Source organism: Streptomyces sp. NBC_01474, from assembly GCF_035918215.1.
In the GTDB taxonomy this organism is placed as follows: Bacteria; Actinomycetota; Actinomycetes; order Streptomycetales; family Streptomycetaceae; genus Streptomyces; species Streptomyces aureus.
This window is the reverse complement of record NZ_CP109449.1, coordinates 5,305,987-5,321,633: the sequence shown is the minus strand read 5'-3', so window position 1 is coordinate 5,321,633 and position 15,647 is coordinate 5,305,987. Positions and strand designations below refer to the sequence as shown.

At 71.6% G+C, this 15,647-nt stretch carries 18 protein-coding genes and 1 pseudogene; 8 read left to right on the top strand and 11 right to left on the bottom strand.

Going from position 1 to position 15,647, the window contains the following annotated elements; genetic code table 11:
• Window positions 1-19 precede the first annotated feature (19 nt).
• The gene (locus tag OG758_RS24445) at window positions 20-697 is read left to right on the top strand and encodes a DedA family protein (protein WP_326711929.1); all 678 of its coding nucleotides are present in this window, start codon (window positions 20-22) and stop codon (window positions 695-697) included.
• Complete coding sequence (locus OG758_RS24440; protein WP_266561895.1) at window positions 694-1,302, top strand: phosphatase PAP2 family protein; 609 nt, start codon at window positions 694-696, stop codon at window positions 1,300-1,302. The genes OG758_RS24445 and OG758_RS24440 overlap by 4 nt, the downstream gene beginning before the upstream one ends.
• Window positions 1,303-1,393: 91 nt before the next feature.
• Here the strand turns inward: OG758_RS24440 and OG758_RS24435 are convergent.
• Window positions 1,394-1,595: pseudogene (locus tag OG758_RS24435) on the bottom strand (flotillin domain-containing protein); the annotation flags it as partial.
• A gap of 251 nt (window positions 1,596-1,846) precedes the next feature.
• Here OG758_RS24435 and OG758_RS24430 point away from each other — a divergent pair.
• On the top strand, window positions 1,847-2,152 hold the full coding sequence (locus tag OG758_RS24430; RefSeq protein WP_326711928.1) for a chaplin: 306 nt from the start codon (window positions 1,847-1,849) through the stop codon (window positions 2,150-2,152).
• 60 nt (window positions 2,153-2,212) lie between these two features.
• On the opposite strand, the gene OG758_RS24425 is transcribed toward OG758_RS24430, so the two are convergent.
• The 10 genes from OG758_RS24425 to OG758_RS24380 form a co-directional block, all read right to left on the bottom strand.
• The gene (locus tag OG758_RS24425; RefSeq protein WP_326711927.1) at window positions 2,213-3,070 is read right to left on the bottom strand and encodes a tyrosinase family protein; all 858 of its coding nucleotides are present in this window, start codon (window positions 3,068-3,070) and stop codon (window positions 2,213-2,215) included.
• A 39-nt stretch (window positions 3,071-3,109) separates the two neighbouring features.
• A complete protein-coding gene (locus tag OG758_RS24420; RefSeq protein ID WP_326711926.1) occupies window positions 3,110-3,520 on the bottom strand; it encodes a tyrosinase family oxidase copper chaperone in 411 nt (136 codons plus the stop codon).
• A gap of 92 nt (window positions 3,521-3,612) precedes the next feature.
• Window positions 3,613-4,119: a hypothetical protein gene (locus OG758_RS24415; RefSeq protein ID WP_326711924.1), complete on the bottom strand. Its 507-nt coding sequence runs from the start codon at window positions 4,117-4,119 to the stop codon at window positions 3,613-3,615.
• Between the two features lie 115 nt (window positions 4,120-4,234).
• Window positions 4,235-4,873: a vitamin K epoxide reductase family protein gene (locus OG758_RS24410; RefSeq protein WP_326716019.1), complete on the bottom strand. Its 639-nt coding sequence runs from the start codon at window positions 4,871-4,873 to the stop codon at window positions 4,235-4,237.
• A gap of 53 nt (window positions 4,874-4,926) precedes the next feature.
• The gene (locus OG758_RS24405) at window positions 4,927-5,427 is read right to left on the bottom strand and encodes a DUF5949 family protein (protein ID WP_326711923.1); all 501 of its coding nucleotides are present in this window, start codon (window positions 5,425-5,427) and stop codon (window positions 4,927-4,929) included.
• A gap of 192 nt (window positions 5,428-5,619) precedes the next feature.
• Window positions 5,620-5,865, bottom strand: coding sequence for a chaplin family protein (locus tag OG758_RS24400; RefSeq protein ID WP_326711922.1), 246 nt, complete (start codon window positions 5,863-5,865; stop codon window positions 5,620-5,622).
• A gap of 82 nt (window positions 5,866-5,947) precedes the next feature.
• On the bottom strand, window positions 5,948-7,120 hold the full coding sequence (locus OG758_RS24395; protein WP_326711921.1) for an RNA-guided endonuclease InsQ/TnpB family protein: 1,173 nt from the start codon (window positions 7,118-7,120) through the stop codon (window positions 5,948-5,950).
• A 323-nt stretch (window positions 7,121-7,443) separates the two neighbouring features.
• Complete coding sequence (locus tag OG758_RS24390; protein ID WP_326716018.1) at window positions 7,444-7,728, bottom strand: hypothetical protein; 285 nt, start codon at window positions 7,726-7,728, stop codon at window positions 7,444-7,446.
• Between the two features lie 264 nt (window positions 7,729-7,992).
• Window positions 7,993-8,493, bottom strand: coding sequence for a hypothetical protein (locus OG758_RS24385; protein ID WP_326711920.1), 501 nt, complete (start codon window positions 8,491-8,493; stop codon window positions 7,993-7,995).
• Between the two features lie 415 nt (window positions 8,494-8,908).
• Window positions 8,909-9,145, bottom strand: a complete 237-nt coding sequence (locus OG758_RS24380) for a chaplin (RefSeq protein WP_326711919.1) — start codon at window positions 9,143-9,145, stop codon at window positions 8,909-8,911.
• A 297-nt stretch (window positions 9,146-9,442) separates the two neighbouring features.
• Here OG758_RS24380 and OG758_RS24375 point away from each other — a divergent pair, with 297 nt between their 5' ends.
• Genes OG758_RS24375 through murJ form a run of 5 tightly spaced genes read left to right on the top strand, consistent with a single transcriptional unit; the run spans window position 9,443 to window position 15,563 of the window.
• Window positions 9,443-9,880 (top strand): hypothetical protein, encoded by a 438-nt coding sequence (locus tag OG758_RS24375; RefSeq protein WP_326711918.1) that lies wholly within the window; start codon window positions 9,443-9,445, stop codon window positions 9,878-9,880.
• 35 nt (window positions 9,881-9,915) lie between these two features.
• Window positions 9,916-11,049, top strand: coding sequence for a glycosyltransferase family 4 protein (locus tag OG758_RS24370; RefSeq protein ID WP_326711917.1), 1,134 nt, complete (start codon window positions 9,916-9,918; stop codon window positions 11,047-11,049).
• Window positions 11,046-12,518 (top strand): sugar transferase, encoded by a 1,473-nt coding sequence (locus OG758_RS24365; protein ID WP_326711916.1) that lies wholly within the window; start codon window positions 11,046-11,048, stop codon window positions 12,516-12,518. The genes OG758_RS24370 and OG758_RS24365 overlap by 4 nt, the downstream gene beginning before the upstream one ends.
• Window positions 12,519-12,522: 4 nt before the next feature.
• Window positions 12,523-13,902 (top strand): O-antigen ligase family protein, encoded by a 1,380-nt coding sequence (locus OG758_RS24360; RefSeq protein WP_382062319.1) that lies wholly within the window; start codon window positions 12,523-12,525, stop codon window positions 13,900-13,902.
• Window positions 13,899-15,563, top strand: coding sequence for a murein biosynthesis integral membrane protein MurJ (murJ, locus tag OG758_RS24355; protein ID WP_382062317.1), 1,665 nt, complete (start codon window positions 13,899-13,901; stop codon window positions 15,561-15,563). Before OG758_RS24360 ends, murJ begins: the two co-directional genes overlap by 4 nt.
• Window positions 15,564-15,647 lie beyond the last annotated feature (84 nt).

Here is a 15,647-nt window from a genome sequence, read left to right as displayed (position 1 = left end):
GACTGAGAGGAGCGGCCCCATGGCCGTAGACCCCCTCGCCGCCGCCCAGGCGGTGAACGTGCTGGACGCGGGCTCCCTCCTGGCCGCTTTCGGCGCCCTCGGCGTGGCCGTCGTCCTGTTCGCGGAGACCGGACTGCTCGTCGGGTTCTTCCTGCCGGGCGACTCGCTGCTCTTCACGGCCGGCCTGCTCTGCGCGGGCGGCTCGTACGGCCCTGTCCACCTCTCGCTGCCGCAGGTCCTGGCCGCCGCCGTGGTGGGCGCGCTGGCCGGGGCGCAGGCGGGGTACTGGATCGGGCGGCGCGGCGGACGCGCGCTCCTCGCCCGCAGCAGAGCCAAGCGGCTGCACGAGGGGGCGGCCCGCGCCGAGGAGCTGCTCGATCGGTACGGCCACGCCAAGGCGATCGTCCTGGCCCGTTTCGTCCCCGTCGTCCGTACGGTGCTCAATCCGCTGGCCGGAGCACTCGGGGTGCCGGCGCGGGTCTTCACGGTGTGGCAGATCGTCGGCGGCCTCGTCTGGACGGTCGGCCTGGTCCTCGCGGGCTACGGACTCGGCTCGTCGGTGCCGAACGTCGACCGTTACCTCCTGCCGATCGTCGCCCTCGTCGTCATCGTCTCCCTGATCCCGCTCGCCCTGGAGGTGTGGCGCTCCCGCGCCAGGTCACGCGAGCGCCGCGCCGCGGAGGAGGGCACATCATGACCGCACCTCTCGCCTTCGGCGGCGCGTCCGTGGACGGCGGTCTCTACACGTGGGTGACCGACCTGGCGCACAGCACTCCGCACGCGGTGGACGCCGTCGTGTCCGGCTGGTCGGACTACGGGCTCGCGCTCTTCGCCGTACTGATGATCGCGGCGTGGTGGCGCGCGAGAGGCGAGGGCGGCGTCCGGATGGCCCGGGTCCTCGCGTCCCCGGTCATCGTCGTGGTCGCCTACGCGGCGAACTCCGTACTCAAGTCGGTCGTCGACGAACAGCGCCCGTGTCGCACGCTCCACACGGTCACCGTGGAGGCGTGCCCGGCACTCGGGGACTGGTCGTTCCCCAGCAACCACGCGGTGATCGCCGCCGCGGCAGCCGTCACGCTGCTGCTCGCCGACCGCCGCATCGGCCTGATCGCGGTCCCGGCGGCGGTCCTCATGGGCGCCTCCCGGGTGTGGATCGGCGTGCACTACCCGCACGACGTGGCAGTGGGCCTGGCCGTAGGCGCCACCCTGGCTCTCTTGCTCACCCCACTCGCGACCCGGGCCGCCCCACAGGTGGACCGCCTGAGATCGACCCGCCTACGGCCCCTGGTGTCGACACAGTGACGGGCAGGGGCGCGACAAAACAGGGCGGCGCCCCATACCCGTAGACCTGCCCGAGGACCGGAATCCCGAGAGCCTGAATACGGCGGACGCCACCCTGCGCGACGTCGTCGGCGACCGTACGCGACAGCCGGCTCGCGCCGTCCGTCGAGATCACCGTCACCCTGTCCCACGGCGCTCAGCGGCTCGGACGCCTTCGCGACGACGCTCGGCAGCACCTCGACGACCATCTGGAGCTCCGCGGCGTCGCCGTACCGTGCGAACGCGTCGGCCTTCTTGTGCATGGCCTCCGCCACGAAAAGCCGTCCGGCACCGCTCCACCGTTCGTGCCCTTCGCCCTCAATAATTCGCGCCACGAATTGCCGACGATTTTCGGCGCAGGCAGCCGTGCACAGCAGAACTCGGCCGCCCTTCCGTAGGAATCCCCATAAATCGGGGCCCGTCGGATGGATGGCGTTAAGGCCGTTACCTGCGCGAGGCGAGTCCGTTGAACCCGGCATGCGGACGCGATCTTGCGGCCGTATCCGTCCAGCAGAAGGAGAACGTGATGTCTCGCATCGCGAAGGCCGCCGCTGTCGCGCTCGGCACCGGCGCCGTGGTGATCAGCGGTGCCGGCCTGGCCATGGCCGACGCCGGCGCCCAGGGTGGGGCCGCCGACTCGCCCGGCGTCATCTCGGGCGACGCCGTCCAGGTCCCGGTCCACGTCCCGGTCAACGTCTGCGGCAACACCGTGGACGCCATCGCTCTGCTGAACCCGGCCTTCGGCAACGCCTGCGCCATCGTCGGGGACCACGACAACGGCGGCGACCACGGGGGCGACAACGGCGGCGACGACGGCGGCTACGGCGGCTGACACCCTGACAAAGGCCCCCGGCGCGGATGCGCGGGGGCCTTTTCTCATGAGTGACGCGGATTATGCGTACCGATACAAATGCCCGTGCTCGATCATGGAACTCGGCTTCACTTTCCAGGGCGGCATCGGCTCGTCAAGAGTCACGACACGCCCCGCCCCCGTCGACCCTCCGGCCGGCAAATAGGGGGCCGAGTCGGGGTATTTCCGGTGCCAGCGTGACCAGAGCAGATCGACGAACGCGTGGTTGAACCAGAAGACCGGATCGTTCACGGAGCCCGCCCCGAGCATGTGCCCGCCGACCCACCGGTGCACCTGGTTGTGGTTACGGAACTTGCCGTTCCCCGCCCCCGGGGTCCAGCCCTCGACCTTGTTGCGGAACCCGTGCGATGACGTCGAGTTCCACGGCGCGGAGTCGTACAGCGAATCCCGCATCGCCCAGGCCAGTTCGTCCTTCGTGGGCAGCTCGATCGGATTGTGGGGGCGGCCGAAGTCCCGGGTCAGGAACTCGCCCTCCGTCACGCCTTCCTTGATGGGCCAGTGCCCGTTCCCGTAGGCGAAAGGGCCCGTCATCACCCGCCGGTCGGAGCGTCGGCCGTTCCCGCCGAGGAACCCCTCGCCCCACAGCGACGACGTCGGGGAGCGGTCCACCGTCCAGTCCCAGTAAGGGACGGAGACTCCGGGATCCACTCGCTGCAGGGCGCCTTCGAACTCGAGGAGGAACTGCCGGTGCCAGGGCAGAAATGTCGGCGCCATGTGCGCGACCCGCTGCCCGCCGTCCCCGTCACCGACGTAGAACGCCACGTGCATGCGCACGAATTCGTCGTACTGCCCCTTGCGTTTGACCGCGAGCAGCGCGGACACGAACCGCTTCTTCTGCGCCGCCGTGAGCGAGCTCTGGTTCTGCCGCGTGTACACCAATGCTGTCCCCCTTCTTCAACTTCGGCTCTGCCGTGGCGCTCAGAGCGCGTGCCGGCGCAGCATCTGGTCGCCGAGCTCGTCCACGGCACCCCTCGCCGCGGCCAGGGGGGTGGGATACGACTGGTAGTGGTCGACCATGCTCAGATAACTGCCGTCGGCGCGGCGCATCAGATGCAGCGGCCGGCCGTCCACCGTGACGTCCCAGTGCCCGGACCGTTGCCAGGAGTCCTGCCCGGACCGCTGCCCGATGTGCGCGCGCATCATCGGGCCCTGCCCTCGTGCCCCGCGGATGTGGCGGCCGCGGTAGGTCTCCTCGAAGTCCCCGCCGACCGCGTCCTTCAGGTCGTCCTGCGGGTGGCGGAAGGCCCGGCCGACGAGAGCGGCGGCCGGCACCACGGCGGCGGCGAGTGCGACCCCGATCAGCCGCCGCACCACGGTCCGGCGCGTCACGAGCCTCCGGCCGGCGGGACCGATACCGACAGGCGGGGTACGGGCTTCCACTGGCGTCTCCTCTTCCGGACCTCAGGATCTCCGCGTGCGGGTCACGCGATGTCGAGCGCCGCTCCCGGCGCCGTCGTCAGAAGCGGCGTGACGAGCGCGGCCTCGGGCAGTGCCACGCCCGGCAGGCCGAAGCGGTCGCCGATCGGGCCGGTGAGCGGCGGGTTCACCGACGCTCCGGGGGTGGCCGTCCGCACGTCGGACCCCGCGGTGGTCAGGCCCAGGTGATCGATCTTGTGGTCTCCCGTCACCTGGGAAAGTGGGGCCTCGACCCGCGTGTCGGGCAGCTGGCTGCTGAGCGGTACCGCCGGCAGCAGGGGCTCGGGAAGCATCCGCCCGGCCACGAAGCGCGGGGCGTCCGGCCCGCCCGGCACCGGGATCGGCACCCCGGTCGACAGCTCGGGCGCCTTCACGTGCAGCGCGTTCTCCACGCCGGTCAGGGGAACCGCTACGGGTACCTGCTCGCCCGCGGCGGCGGGAGCGGCGCCCGCGCCCCCGGCGGCGAGGCAGCCGGCCAGTACAGCGAGCGTCCCTCTGGCAGTTGACTTCATGTCGGACACGGATCCTTTCGGGCTTCGCGGTACTTGTCACCGCGAAAGGAGTAACGACGGGCGGGTGGTATCAGTGCAAACTTCCCTCGCCCGGTGCAATCGGCCGATGTATGTATCAGCTGGTCCAGAAGTCCCACCAGCGCGTCAGGATCAGCATCCCGATGATCCCGACGTGCAGCACGGGCACGACCCACGTGAACTCACCGAAGAACGACCGCAGCCAGGACGGCGCGGGCAGGAACCCGTTGCGCACGTTGAACGACGTCACGTACCAGAACATGACGATCGTGGCGACCCACGCCAGACAGCACCACAGGCACAGCGAGTTGATCCGGTACAGCGACTGGAACTGCAGCCACGTGCAGAATCCGACCCCGAACAGCGTGCCCGCGTTGAACGTCAGCCAGTACCAGCGGGGGAACCTCGCCCGCCCCAGCAGACTCATCCCCACACAGATCACGACGGCGTAGGCCGCGAGCCCCAGCATCGGGTTCGGGAACCCGAACACCGACGCCTGGGCGCTCTTCATGATGTTCCCGCAGGACACCACGGGGTTGAGGCTGCATCCCGGCGTGAAGTTCGGGTCCTCGAGCAGCTTGAACTTGTCGATCGTGATGACCCACGCCGCGAGCAGCCCCGCCGCACCGGTGATCACCAGAAGCAGCGCGAAACCCAGGGAACGGGACTCCGGGGCGGCGCGCGGTGACTCAACCGAGCTTTCACTGTGCCGAGTTGGGCCCGACTGCCATGGCATCCGGGCCGGGCGTCCCTCGGTGTTCGTGGTTCCCATAGGCCACTTCCTTCTGGTCAGACGCGCAGCTTGCGTACGGGGAGCAGGCAGTGGGCCGCGCCGTTCAGCGTCGCCTCGTCGCCCGCGAACGAGGCGAGATCCTCCTCGGCGACCGGGCTGCCGGGCACCGCCGACGTCCAGGGACGCGTGGTGAACACGAAGTACGCGTAACCGCGTTCGGCCGCGGCGGCCAGCCACTCGGGCGGCGCGACGCACTGGGCGTTGAGATACGGCATGTTGACGACGGCCTGACCGGCCTCGACGAGCAGAGAGACGGGGAAGCTGGGCTTGCCCGCGGCGTCCACGACCTTGCCGACCGGCAGACCGTTGTTCTCCAGGAGGGCCCGTACCGCTTCGGTCGATGCCTCCTGTCCGCCCGCGCCGTCTCCCAGGGAGTAGGCCAGCAGGAAGGGCATGTCCCCTGCCTCGTCCGGGTGTTCGCCGCTCCACGCGATGACGGCGAGGGTGCCCAGATCGATGGCGCGGAAAGCGCGGTTCTCAGTCGGCGTTGAAGTCACCACGGCAGCGTAGCCACGCGCGACGGGCGCCCCGGCGACCTTTCACCCGCTTGGGGGAACGTCCCCCACTCGAACGAGAATTGGGGCGCGCCGGACATGCCGAGAGGCCGATCCGGGGCCGCTCGGCGCGGTGGGACCAGCCTCTCGTCGGCCTGTGTGCCGCTGCGCGCCAAGAGTGCGCGAAGGAGTGTGTCAGCCGTTGTGGCCGCTGTTGCCGAAGGCCGGGTTGAGACCGGCGATGCCGTTGACGGTTTTCCCCACGACGTTGACCGGAACGTCGACGGGCACCTGGGCGACGTTGCCCGAACCGACGCCGGGGGAGCCGGCCGCCGCACCCTCTGCGTCGGCTCCGCCGTGGGCGAAGGCGCTGCCCGAAGCGGCGCCCGCAGCGATACCGGCCGCGGCCATGACCAGAGCAGCCTTCTTGGCGGTGTTCATCAGTCAACTACTCGGTCGTGGAACGACTGGGATTGCTGCTCGAGTCATCACTGGCTGTGATGGGTTCGGCTGCGTCCAGGACTCACGCGATGAGGGTGAGTTCGGGGGCCGTTGACTGAGCCCCGCAGACCCACACCATCCAGCCGCGTTGGCGGATGTTGTGGGACGCGTTGCGGTCCGCGTGCTCAACGAAGCCGCAGACCCGGCACACGAAGACGGCCTGGGCAGGCCGGTTTCCGCGTGCGGTGTGATGACACTGGGAGCATTCCTGGCTGGTGTACGCCGGATCGACATACACGACCGGGGCTCCGGCCCGCTTCGCCTTGTAGGCGATGAAGGCGCCGAGCTGGGCAAAGGGCCAGGAGTGGATCGTGACGCGTTGGGGCTTTCTCAGCCGTGCCCGCTCGCGGATGCCCGTGAGTGTCTCCAGGGCGATCCCGCGACCGGTGCGTTCAGCCTCCGCCACGATCCGCTTGCTGATCTTGTGGTTGATGTCCTTGTTCCGCCGGGCTTCCCTGCCCGCGTACTTCTTCGCCCGCCGCCTGCCGGACTTGGTGTTCTTCTTCTGCAGCTTGGACCGCAGTTTCCGGTCACTCTCGCGCTTGCGGTTGATCTGCCTGCCGCAGTGGCGCTCACCATCGGAGGTCGCCGCGATGTTCACGATCCCCAGGTCCACCCCGAGGAACCCGGCCGGATGAGAGTTCAGGGCGGCTTCGGCGATCTCGCACGTCGCGATCAAGAACCACTTCCCGCCCTGGAACACCAGGTCGGACTCACCCCGACGGTGTCCAGCCAAAACCTCCAGCTGCCCGGCCTGCCCCGTGAACGCCACACCCTTCAGCCGGCCGGCCGTGGTCCAGATCGACACCGTTTGCTGCTCGTGCTGCCAGGACAGCATCCGGTCGTCGTAAGGCTGCGCCGCCCGGGGCCGGAAGACCACCGGCTTGCCCGAGGCCCGGGCGTGCCGCTTCGTGCCGGGCCGCCCGTACCGTCCCGCCCTCAGGTTCGCCTTCAAGGTGGTGTAGGCGTCACAGGTCTTCTTGATCGCGTGCTGGGCAGCCTGCGCCCCCAACCCCCACCTGACCCGGATCTCGGCATAGGTGTGCTTGCGTAAAGCCAGCGGGCGAAGCGCATTCTCCTCGAACGCGACCTGGGCGGCCCAGGTGGCGGCCTCGTTGCAGGCGTGCAGGGTCGCTTCAAGTGCCGCCGCCTGTACGGGCGTCGGCAGCAGCTTCACCCGCACCACCAGCTTCACGAGCAGCGAACCTATACACCTGGACGAAGACCCACCACACGTCCGCCCCCGCCCCACCCGAACGAGCGACACCCACCCCGGCCCACCCCGGGCCCTGCCCGCGCACACCGGCAGAGCCCAGCTCCGCGGAACGCCTCCCGGCCGCTCCGCGGCCGTCATGGCCTGCGGCACATCACGGCGACGCACCCCGTGGATGCGATTCCTCCCGGGCATGAACGCCCGGGGCTCCTCGCAAGAATCCGCTGAAACCTTCCCGATAGGGGTTCTTGCGGCTTATGAGGCTGGTTGTGCGGCGGGCGGCTGGAACACACCCGCGAAGATCGCTACTTGCCGAGGGGAAGGCCACCGAGAAGTCCGGCCGGGGCGCCCGCGCCGGCGTCGTTCACGTTGTCCGCCGTGTTCTGCACCGTGTTGAGGACCGAGCCGTCCCGCTCCGTGTCGAGCATGTTGGTGTGCAGCGGCTGGGCGTCGAGCACCGACTGGTGGCTCAGGGTGTCGATCGCGCCGTTGAGGCTCGTCGGCGTGAGGTCGGAGGCGAACGCGGGTGCGGCTGCACCGGCGATGACCATGGATCCGGCGACGACGACGGCGGCCTTCAGGGGCTTCATCATGTTCCTTCCTTGGGGTGACGATTTGTCACCAGCGACGGAATATCCAACGAGCGTCCCCGGCAACGGAAACTCTGAGGTCAGGGGATTTGCCGAACCCACTCGAACGAAGGGCCGTGGAGTTCTCATATGAGATTTAGGAAGAGGTGAATTGTCGGCGCAGGGCGCCCGATCGGGCACGGCCGGGACGTGAAAAGCCCGCCGCGCCGGTAGGAGACCGGCGCGGCGGGTGGGGGTGCCCGTTTCGTCACGGGCGCGCCCCCGTCAGTTGGGCAGGACGGAAGTCTGGGGGAGCGCCGGCGTCTTCGGGAGCGTGGCGGTGGACTGCTGGGACGCCGTGGACGGGAGCGGGAGTCCGGTCGACGGGAGTGTGGGGAGCTTGGGCAGGCCGGGCAGCGTCGGCGCGGGCAGCCCGCTGCCGAGCAGGGTGGCCGCGAGCAGGTTCACCAGGGCGGTGACGACGTTCGTGGCCGCGGTGGCGACGCCCGCGACGTCACCCGCGGTCGACGCCTTGAGCAGTGCGTCGACGGCGGTCTGGAGCGCGGTCAGGGCGTCGCCCTTCACGTCCTTCCGGGCCGCCTTGGCGTCGTCGGGGACGCCCGACTTCGGTGTTGTGGTGGTCGCGGGGACGGTGGCCTTGGCGGTGTCGATGGCCGCCTTGATCGCGTCCGCGTGCTTCTGTGCCGCCTCGGCGGACAGCTTTCCGTCGTCGGCCTTGAGGACCTCGGTGAGCAGGTCCGTGACCGGGGTCACGACGGAACTCATGCTGCCGAGTGTGCCTACCTGGCCCAGCAGCGCATCCGCTCCGGGAACCGGTGCGCGCAGTGCCTCGACGCTGCTGGAGCTTCCCGGGTCGTTTTCGGCGGCTATCGCGGGAGCGGCGGTGCCGAGGAGGATTGTCGCGCAAAGAGCGGTGGTGGCAATGCGCCGTACGGGCTGATGGGCATGTGTGTTGCCTTCCGGTGGTGTGTGTCTGATCTTGTGACCACCGTGGGATGGCTGATCGCACTACGCAACCGAGCGGCGACACGCCGTGCGCGATCACTCTCGTCTCTCGGCGTGTCGTGCCAGATGGGCGCCCGTTCGGGTGTCTCTGGGACTCTCCCCCCATACGGCGCAACGAACGCAAGAACGGCCGCCCCGAACGGGGCGGCCGCGGAAGGGTCCGGGGGGAACCGGATCAGTTGGCGCAGTGGCTGCCGAACGTCGGGTTCAGCAGGCCGATCACATCGACCGTGTCGCCGCAGAGGTTCACGGGGACGTGGACGGGAACCTGGACGGTGTTGCCCGAGATCACGCCGGGGGAGTGGGCGGCGGCACCCTGCGCGTCACTGCTGGCGGCGGCGACGCCGGCGGAGCCGGCCAGAGCGGCGGCGGCGACGGTGGAAAAGACAAAGGCCTTCGCGGTACGCGACATGGAGAAGTGCTCCTCGGTCGGTTGATACGTCTCCGGGGCAGGCGCCCGGCTCGTGGATCAACGCGCGCCACCCGTGCGGGGTTGCGCCCCCGATCGGGTGACTGCACGGCGCGGACTTCTCCGCTTTCACCATTCCGACACACATGTCGGGTTTCACAGATAAATACTCATCTGTCGCTACAGTGACTCACCTCCCAGCCCGGCGAGGCGGGGCGCAGAAGTGCTTTCCGTCCAATGTGACTTTCGCATCCTCATTCCGTGATTCAGAAGCTCTTTGTCCCTGAAAGGGAATCGGTCATGCGTCATCACCGGGGCTCGTTCCTGCGCCGTACGGCGGTGGGCGCCATTTCTCTTGCCGCGCATTCCGCGACGTGTGGCGCCGCGGCCCGTCCGGGCGGGGCGAACGGGCGCGGCGGCCTGGTCGCGTACAAGGGCGACCGGGGCGTCAAGGGCGACGCGCTGAGTGTCGCCCCGGGGTGCCGGGCCCGGCCCGTCGCCCTGGGGAACGCGGCCACCCCGGACGACGACGTGCTCAATTCGGGCATCAGTGAACCGGGACGCGCGCAGCCGCGAAGGGTCCCCGCGTACGCCACCACCCTCGGCTACGACCCGGACGTCTTCGCGCTCGGCCGGAGCGTCAGGCGGCGGGGGCCGGGGCCCGGCCTTCGGACGACATCGCGGCGGGACACGGCCTGGATCGGCGTGCTCTTCGCAGCGGTCGACGCCAGGCCCTAGCGCGTTTCCCTCCTCCATCACGAAGGGAAGCGCGCATGCAACCGACAGCGACACCCCCTCGACCGCGTGTCCTCCATGTCACCCAGCCCGTCGACGGCGGAGTGGCCCGCGTCGTCCGTGATCTGACCGAGGCACAGCTCTCCGCGGGCATGCGGATCAGCGTGGCCTGCCCGTCCGACGGGCCCCTGGCCGGGTCGCTGCGCCGCATCGGCTGTGACGTCCTGCCGTGGCAGGCGACCCGCTCGCCCGGGCCCGGCATCGCCCGCGAAGTCCGTGGCCTGGCGCGGCTCGTGGCGCAGGTGCGGCCGACCCTCGTCCACGCGCACAGTGCCAAGGCCGGCCTCGCCGCCCGCCTCGCCGTGCGCGGCCGGGTCCCCACCGTGTTCCAGCCGCACGCCTGGTCCTTCGAGGCGGTCGACGGCCCCACCGCCCGGCTCGCCCTCGAGTGGGAGCGCCGGGGCGCGCGCTGGGCCTCCCGGGTCGTCTGCGTCAGCGAGGCGGAGCGCGCGACGGGCGAGCGCGCCGGGATCACCGCGCGCTGGGACGTCATCCCCAACGGCGTCGACCTCACCCGCTTCGTGCCCGCTCCCGAACCGCGCGAGGCCACCGCCGATCCGCTGGTGGTCTGCGTCGGGCGCATCTGCCGCCAGAAGGGCCAGGACGTCCTGGTGCGCGCCTGGCCCCTCGTGCAGGAGAGGTTCCCGCGGGCGCGGCTCGTGCTGGTCGGGGACGGGCCCGACGCGGCGGCGCTGCGCCGGCAGGCCACCGCCTCCGTGCGGTTCGTGGGGGCCGACGACCCCGTGCCCTGGTACCGGCAGGCCGACCTCGTGGTGCTGCCGTCCCGCTGGGAGGGCATGGCGCTCGCGCCTCTGGAGGCGATGGCCTGCGGACGGCCCGTCGTCGTCACCGACGTGGACGGCGCCCGCGAGAGCCTGCCCGCAGGCCTCGCGTCCCACTGCCTCGTACCGCCGGACGACCCCGCCGCGCTCGCCCGCACGCTGACCGGTCTGCTGCGCGACCCCCACCGGCTCGGCGCGCTCGGCGGTCTCGCCCTACGGCACGCGCGGGCGCACCACGACGTGCGGCGCACCGCCGACGCGGTCGCCGACGTGTACCGCGAACTTCTGGGCGCGGAGCCCACCGAGTGCAGGGAGCCCCTCAACACGTGACCGCGGAACGTACCGTTGCCTCCCCCGCGGGGCAGCCACGCGCCACTGCACCGAGCACCCTCCTGGCCTCGGTCATCCCGCCACGCGCCGAGGCGGGCGGCCGCCCGTCGCCGGCGGGCAGACGCGCGGCCGCGCGGCACTCCTCCTGCACGTCCCTCCTCGCGGCGGACGGTACGGCCGCAGTGGTGAGCACCCTCGTGATCGCGCCGGTCCAGCGCCACCCGCTGCTCGTGATCGCGCTGGCCGCCGGTGTCGCGGCGGCGAACGTGCGCGCGGGCCTCTACCGCGGCGACGCGCCCCGTCTCCTGCTCGACGACTGGCCCGCGATCGGCGGCCGCATCGTGGTGATCTGGTGCGTCATGGCGGCCGTCCTCGCCGGGTTCCCGCAGCTCGATCCGCTCCCCGCCGGCACGCTCGCGGCGTGCGTCGCCCTGCACTGCCTCCTCGCGGGCGCGGGCCGCGGCCTCGTCTACTGGCGGCGCCGTGAGGCTGCCGCGTGCCGCCCCTGCCCGACCCTCCTCATCGGCCCCGAGACCCTCGCCAGGCCGGTTGCCGCCGCCCTGCTGCGCCACCCGCGGTCGGGGGTGCGCCCGGTCGGCATCCTTGCGGACAAGGAGCTGGAACACCCGCCCGACGACGACGGACCCGACCTGCCCGTCCTCGGCACGGCCGACGAACTGCGCCGCGCGATCCTCCAGAACGGGGTGCGGCGGGCGCTCCTTCTGGAGGGGGCGGCGCCTGACCGGGCGGCCTGGCTGGCGGTGCTCGGCGAATACGGCTGCGGCGTCTGGGAGTTCGACCCGGCGGCCGCCCCGTACCCGGCGCGCTCCGGTGACGCGGCCCGGCACCTCGCGGGGTTCCGCTATCGTCCGCGGCCGCCCGCCCGCCGCCGCGGCAGTGCCGGCAAGCGCGCGCTCGACCTCGTCGTCTCCGGCACCCTCCTCGTCCTGACCAGCCCGGTCCTGCTGGTGTGCGCCGTGTGGCTGCGCCTGGCCGAGGGGCCCGGCGTCGTCTTCCGGCAGGAGCGCGTCGGGAAGGGCGGGAAGCCCTTCACGCTGCTGAAGTTCCGCACACACCGCCCGAGCGACGCGATGGAGTCCGCCACCCGGTGGAGCGTCGCGGACGAGAAGCGCATGGCCTGGTTCTGCCGCTTCCTGCGGCGCACCTCCCTGGACGAGCTGCTCCAGCTGTGGAACGTGTTCCGCGGCGACATGAGCCTCGTCGGCCCGCGCCCCGAACGCCCTTACTTCGTCATGCAGTTCAGCCAGACCCACCCCGGGTACGCCGAGCGGCACCGCATGCCGACCGGCATCACCGGTCTCGCCCAGATCCACGGCCTGCGCGGCGACACCTCCATCGAGGACCGCGCCCGATTCGACAACGCGTACATCGACAGCTGGTCGCTGTGGCAGGACATCAGCATCCTGGTGCGCACCGCGGCCGCCCTCGTACGTTCCACAGGGAGTTGACCGGGTGACTGCCTCTCCCGCGGATGCCGGACTGCGTACGGCTCCAGGTCCGACAGGTGCGCGGCCCTCGCCGGCCGCCGCGTTCGTCGCCGTCCTCGGCCGGTACGCGCCCGTGCTCCCCGTCCTCCTCATGGTCGCCGTGCTCGGCCTGCCGCTGACGCCCGGCTCGGCGGGATCCGGGGGCGGCAGTCTCGCCGACGCGGTCTCCGGCCTGGTCGTAGCCGTCTGCGTGGCCGTGACCCTGCGCCGCGCCGAGCGCCCCCTGACACGTACCGCCGCGATCATCCTCGGGATGCCCGTCGTCGGGATCGCCCTCGCCGCAGCGGGCGCCGGCTCGCCGTCGACCGTGCTCGTCGGCATGGTCCGCTACTGCCAGATCTTCGTCCTCGTCCCCGTGTCCGTCCTGGTCCTGGTCCGTGACCGCCGCGACTTCCGGCTGCTCGCCTGGTCGTTCGTGGGGCTCGCCCTGTGGCAGGGCGGCATCGGCATCCACCAGTACCTGACCGGGACTGGCGCCTCGTACATGGGCGAGGACATCCGCGCCGTCGGCACCTTCGGCCCCACGGACGTCATGGGAATGGCGACGGTGGTGTCGTACGGGCTCGTGGCCGCCCTCGGGCTGGCCCTCGGCGCCCGCACCGCCGCCCGGCGCACGCCCGCCCTGCTGTGCGCGCTCGCCCTGCTCCTGCCGCTCGCGCTGTCCTTCAGCCGGGGCGCGTGGATCGCGACCGTCGTGGCCTGCGGCGCGCAGGTGCTGCTCGCCGGGGTGCGGCGCGCCGTCCGCCTGTTCGCCGTGACCGCCGCGGTGGCCGTCGTCCTGGTGGGCGGCTTCGGCGTCGGGACGCAGATGCTCCAGGAGCGCATGAGCAGCATCACGCAGGTCGCCGACGCCCCGGACCAGTCCGTCACGGACCGGTACACGATGTGGGCCGCGGCGGTCGACATGTGGAGTGAGCACCCGGCGACGGGCGTCGGCCTCAAGGGGTTCGTCGCCCAGCGTGACAGCCACGCCTCGCTCGCGCTCTCCTCGGGCAGCGACACGGAGGGCGCGGGCGCCGCGTTCAAGCGCCAGCCGCTGCTGTCCCCGCACAACATGTACCTGCTGATCCTCAGCGAGCAGGGACTGATCGGCCTTGTCGCCCTCGCGGGCGGCTGGGTCGCGCTGCTGCTGCTCGCCCTGCGCCGCCTCGGCCGCGGCGCGAGCACGCGGCCGGGCCCGGACTGCGGCCTCGTCGCGTGCGGCCTGCTCGGCTGGCAGCTCGTGGACTTCGTGTACGCCGACATCGGCGGTCCGTCGACCGTCCTGACCGCCCTCGTCATCGGCCTCGTCGCCTGGTGGGGCATGGCGCCGCAGGCGTCCTTGAAGGAGGCGGCGACGCCGTGACCCTCCCCACCGCGGACGGCGAACCACGGACGGCCGTGGGCCTGCCCGTCCAGCTGCGGACCGAGCCGCCCGCCGCCGAGCCCTCCGGAGCGCCGAACAGCCGCCTCGCGCGGGCCGCGCTGCTCACGGCCCTCCTCTCGGCCGCCGGGGCGATCCTCGGCCTCGGCCGCGACCAGTCCCTCGCGCACCTCTTCGGCGCGGGCAGCGAGACCGACGCGTTCCTGGTCGCCTGGACGGTCCCGGAGTTCGCCGCCACGCTCCTCATCGAGGACGGCCTGGCGTTCGTGCTCGTGCCCGCGTTCAGCGCGGCCGTCGCCCGCCGCGCGCAGGCCGGCGGAACCGATCCCGTACGGACCCTCGTCTCGTCGTCACTGCCCCGCTTCGGCCTCGCGTTCCTGGCCGCGGCCGCGCTGCTCATCGCCGGTGCCCCCTTCCTCGTGCACGTCCTGGCGCCCGGCCTGCCGGACCCCCGACTGGCCGTCGACTGCACACGGTTGACCGCCACCTGCGCCCTCACGTTCGGCCTGACCGGATACTGCAGCGCGGCGCTGCGGGCGCACGGCTGCTATCTGCCGCCCGCCGCGATCTACGTCGCGTACAACATCGGCATCATCGCCACGATGCTCGTGTGCGGGACGCGCTTCGGCGTGCGGTCCGCCGCGATGGGTGTGGCCGTCGGCGGATGTCTGATGGTGGCGATCCAACTGCCCGCGTTCCACCGGAGGTTGACCTCGGTGAAGGCCGCCGAGAGGCTCGCGGGCGAGGCCGGGGACGAGGCCGCGGCCAAGGGGCGGGCCATGCACCTCGGGCTCATCGCCGCCGTCCTGACGTTCGCCCTGTGCAAGCAGTCGCAGGTGTTCATCGAGCGCTTCCTCGCCTCGTCGCTCGCCGCGGGCTCCATCTCGCACCTGAACTACGCGCAGAAGGTGTCCCAGTTGCCGATGGTGCTCTCCCTGATGCTGTGCACCGTCACGTTCCCGGTCGTGGCGCAGGCCGTCGCGCGCGGCGACATCGCGGCGGCCCGCGCCCGCGTCGAGCGTGACCTCGGCCTCGCCGCCTGCGTGGTCCTCCTCGGCGCCGCCGCGATCTTCGCCTGTGCCCCGCAGATCACCCATGTCCTGTTCCAGCGAGGCGCGTTCACCGCCGACGACACCGCCGCCACGGCGTCCGTCATGCGCGTCTACGCACTCGGCCTCCTCGGCCACTCCATGGTGGGCGCCCTGGTCCGCTCCTACTTCTCGGCGGGCCGCCCCACCTGGTACCCGGTGGGCGCGATGGCCGTGGGCATGGGCGCCACCGCCGGCGTGGGCTCCTGGGCGGTCGACCTGTGGGGCGTACGGGGCATCGCCGGCGCCAACGCGTTCGGGATCACCCTCACCGCCGTACTCCTCCTCGCCGGGATGGACCGGCGCAGCGTCCCGGTCGACGTCTCCAGGGTCCTGGCCGAGATGGGCAAGCCGCTGCTCGCCGCCACGGGCGCGACCGTGGCGGGGCTGATGGCCGCGGCCTCCTTCACGTCGCCGCTCGCGGCGGGCGCCGCCGGGTGTCTCGCCGTGACGGCCGTGTTCGTCCTTCTCCTGTGGGCACTGAGGGCCGAGTCCCTCGTGCCTCTCGTTCCCGTTGTCCGCTCCGCGACCAGGAGGCCCCGGCATGCCCGTTGACACAGGACACATCGAGACAGGAGACGTTCCGCGCGCCCGGCGGCGGCTCCCGGACCGCACACGCCGGCTGCTCCCGGACGCGCC

Bases quoted from the DNA above. Each gene is read 5' to 3' on its own strand.
- OG758_RS24445 (WP_326711929.1), top strand. From the start codon at position 20: ATGGCCGTAGACCCCCTCGCCGCCGCCCAGGCGGTGAACGTGCTGGAC.
- OG758_RS24440 (WP_266561895.1), top strand. From the start codon at position 694: ATGACCGCACCTCTCGCCTTCGGCGGCGCGTCCGTGGACGGCGGTCTC.
- OG758_RS24430 (WP_326711928.1), top strand. From the start codon at position 1,847: ATGTCTCGCATCGCGAAGGCCGCCGCTGTCGCGCTCGGCACCGGCGCC.
- OG758_RS24415 (WP_326711924.1), bottom strand. From the start codon at position 4,119: ATGAAGTCAACTGCCAGAGGGACGCTCGCTGTACTGGCCGGCTGCCTC.
- OG758_RS24410 (WP_326716019.1), bottom strand. From the start codon at position 4,873: ATGCCATGGCAGTCGGGCCCAACTCGGCACAGTGAAAGCTCGGTTGAG.
- OG758_RS24400 (WP_326711922.1), bottom strand. From the start codon at position 5,865: ATGAACACCGCCAAGAAGGCTGCTCTGGTCATGGCCGCGGCCGGTATC.
- OG758_RS24390 (WP_326716018.1), bottom strand. From the start codon at position 7,728: ATGAAGCCCCTGAAGGCCGCCGTCGTCGTCGCCGGATCCATGGTCATC.
- OG758_RS24385 (WP_326711920.1), bottom strand. From the start codon at position 8,493: ATGAGTTCCGTCGTGACCCCGGTCACGGACCTGCTCACCGAGGTCCTC.
- OG758_RS24380 (WP_326711919.1), bottom strand. From the start codon at position 9,145: ATGTCGCGTACCGCGAAGGCCTTTGTCTTTTCCACCGTCGCCGCCGCC.
- OG758_RS24375 (WP_326711918.1), top strand. From the start codon at position 9,443: ATGCGTCATCACCGGGGCTCGTTCCTGCGCCGTACGGCGGTGGGCGCC.
- OG758_RS24370 (WP_326711917.1), top strand. From the start codon at position 9,916: ATGCAACCGACAGCGACACCCCCTCGACCGCGTGTCCTCCATGTCACC.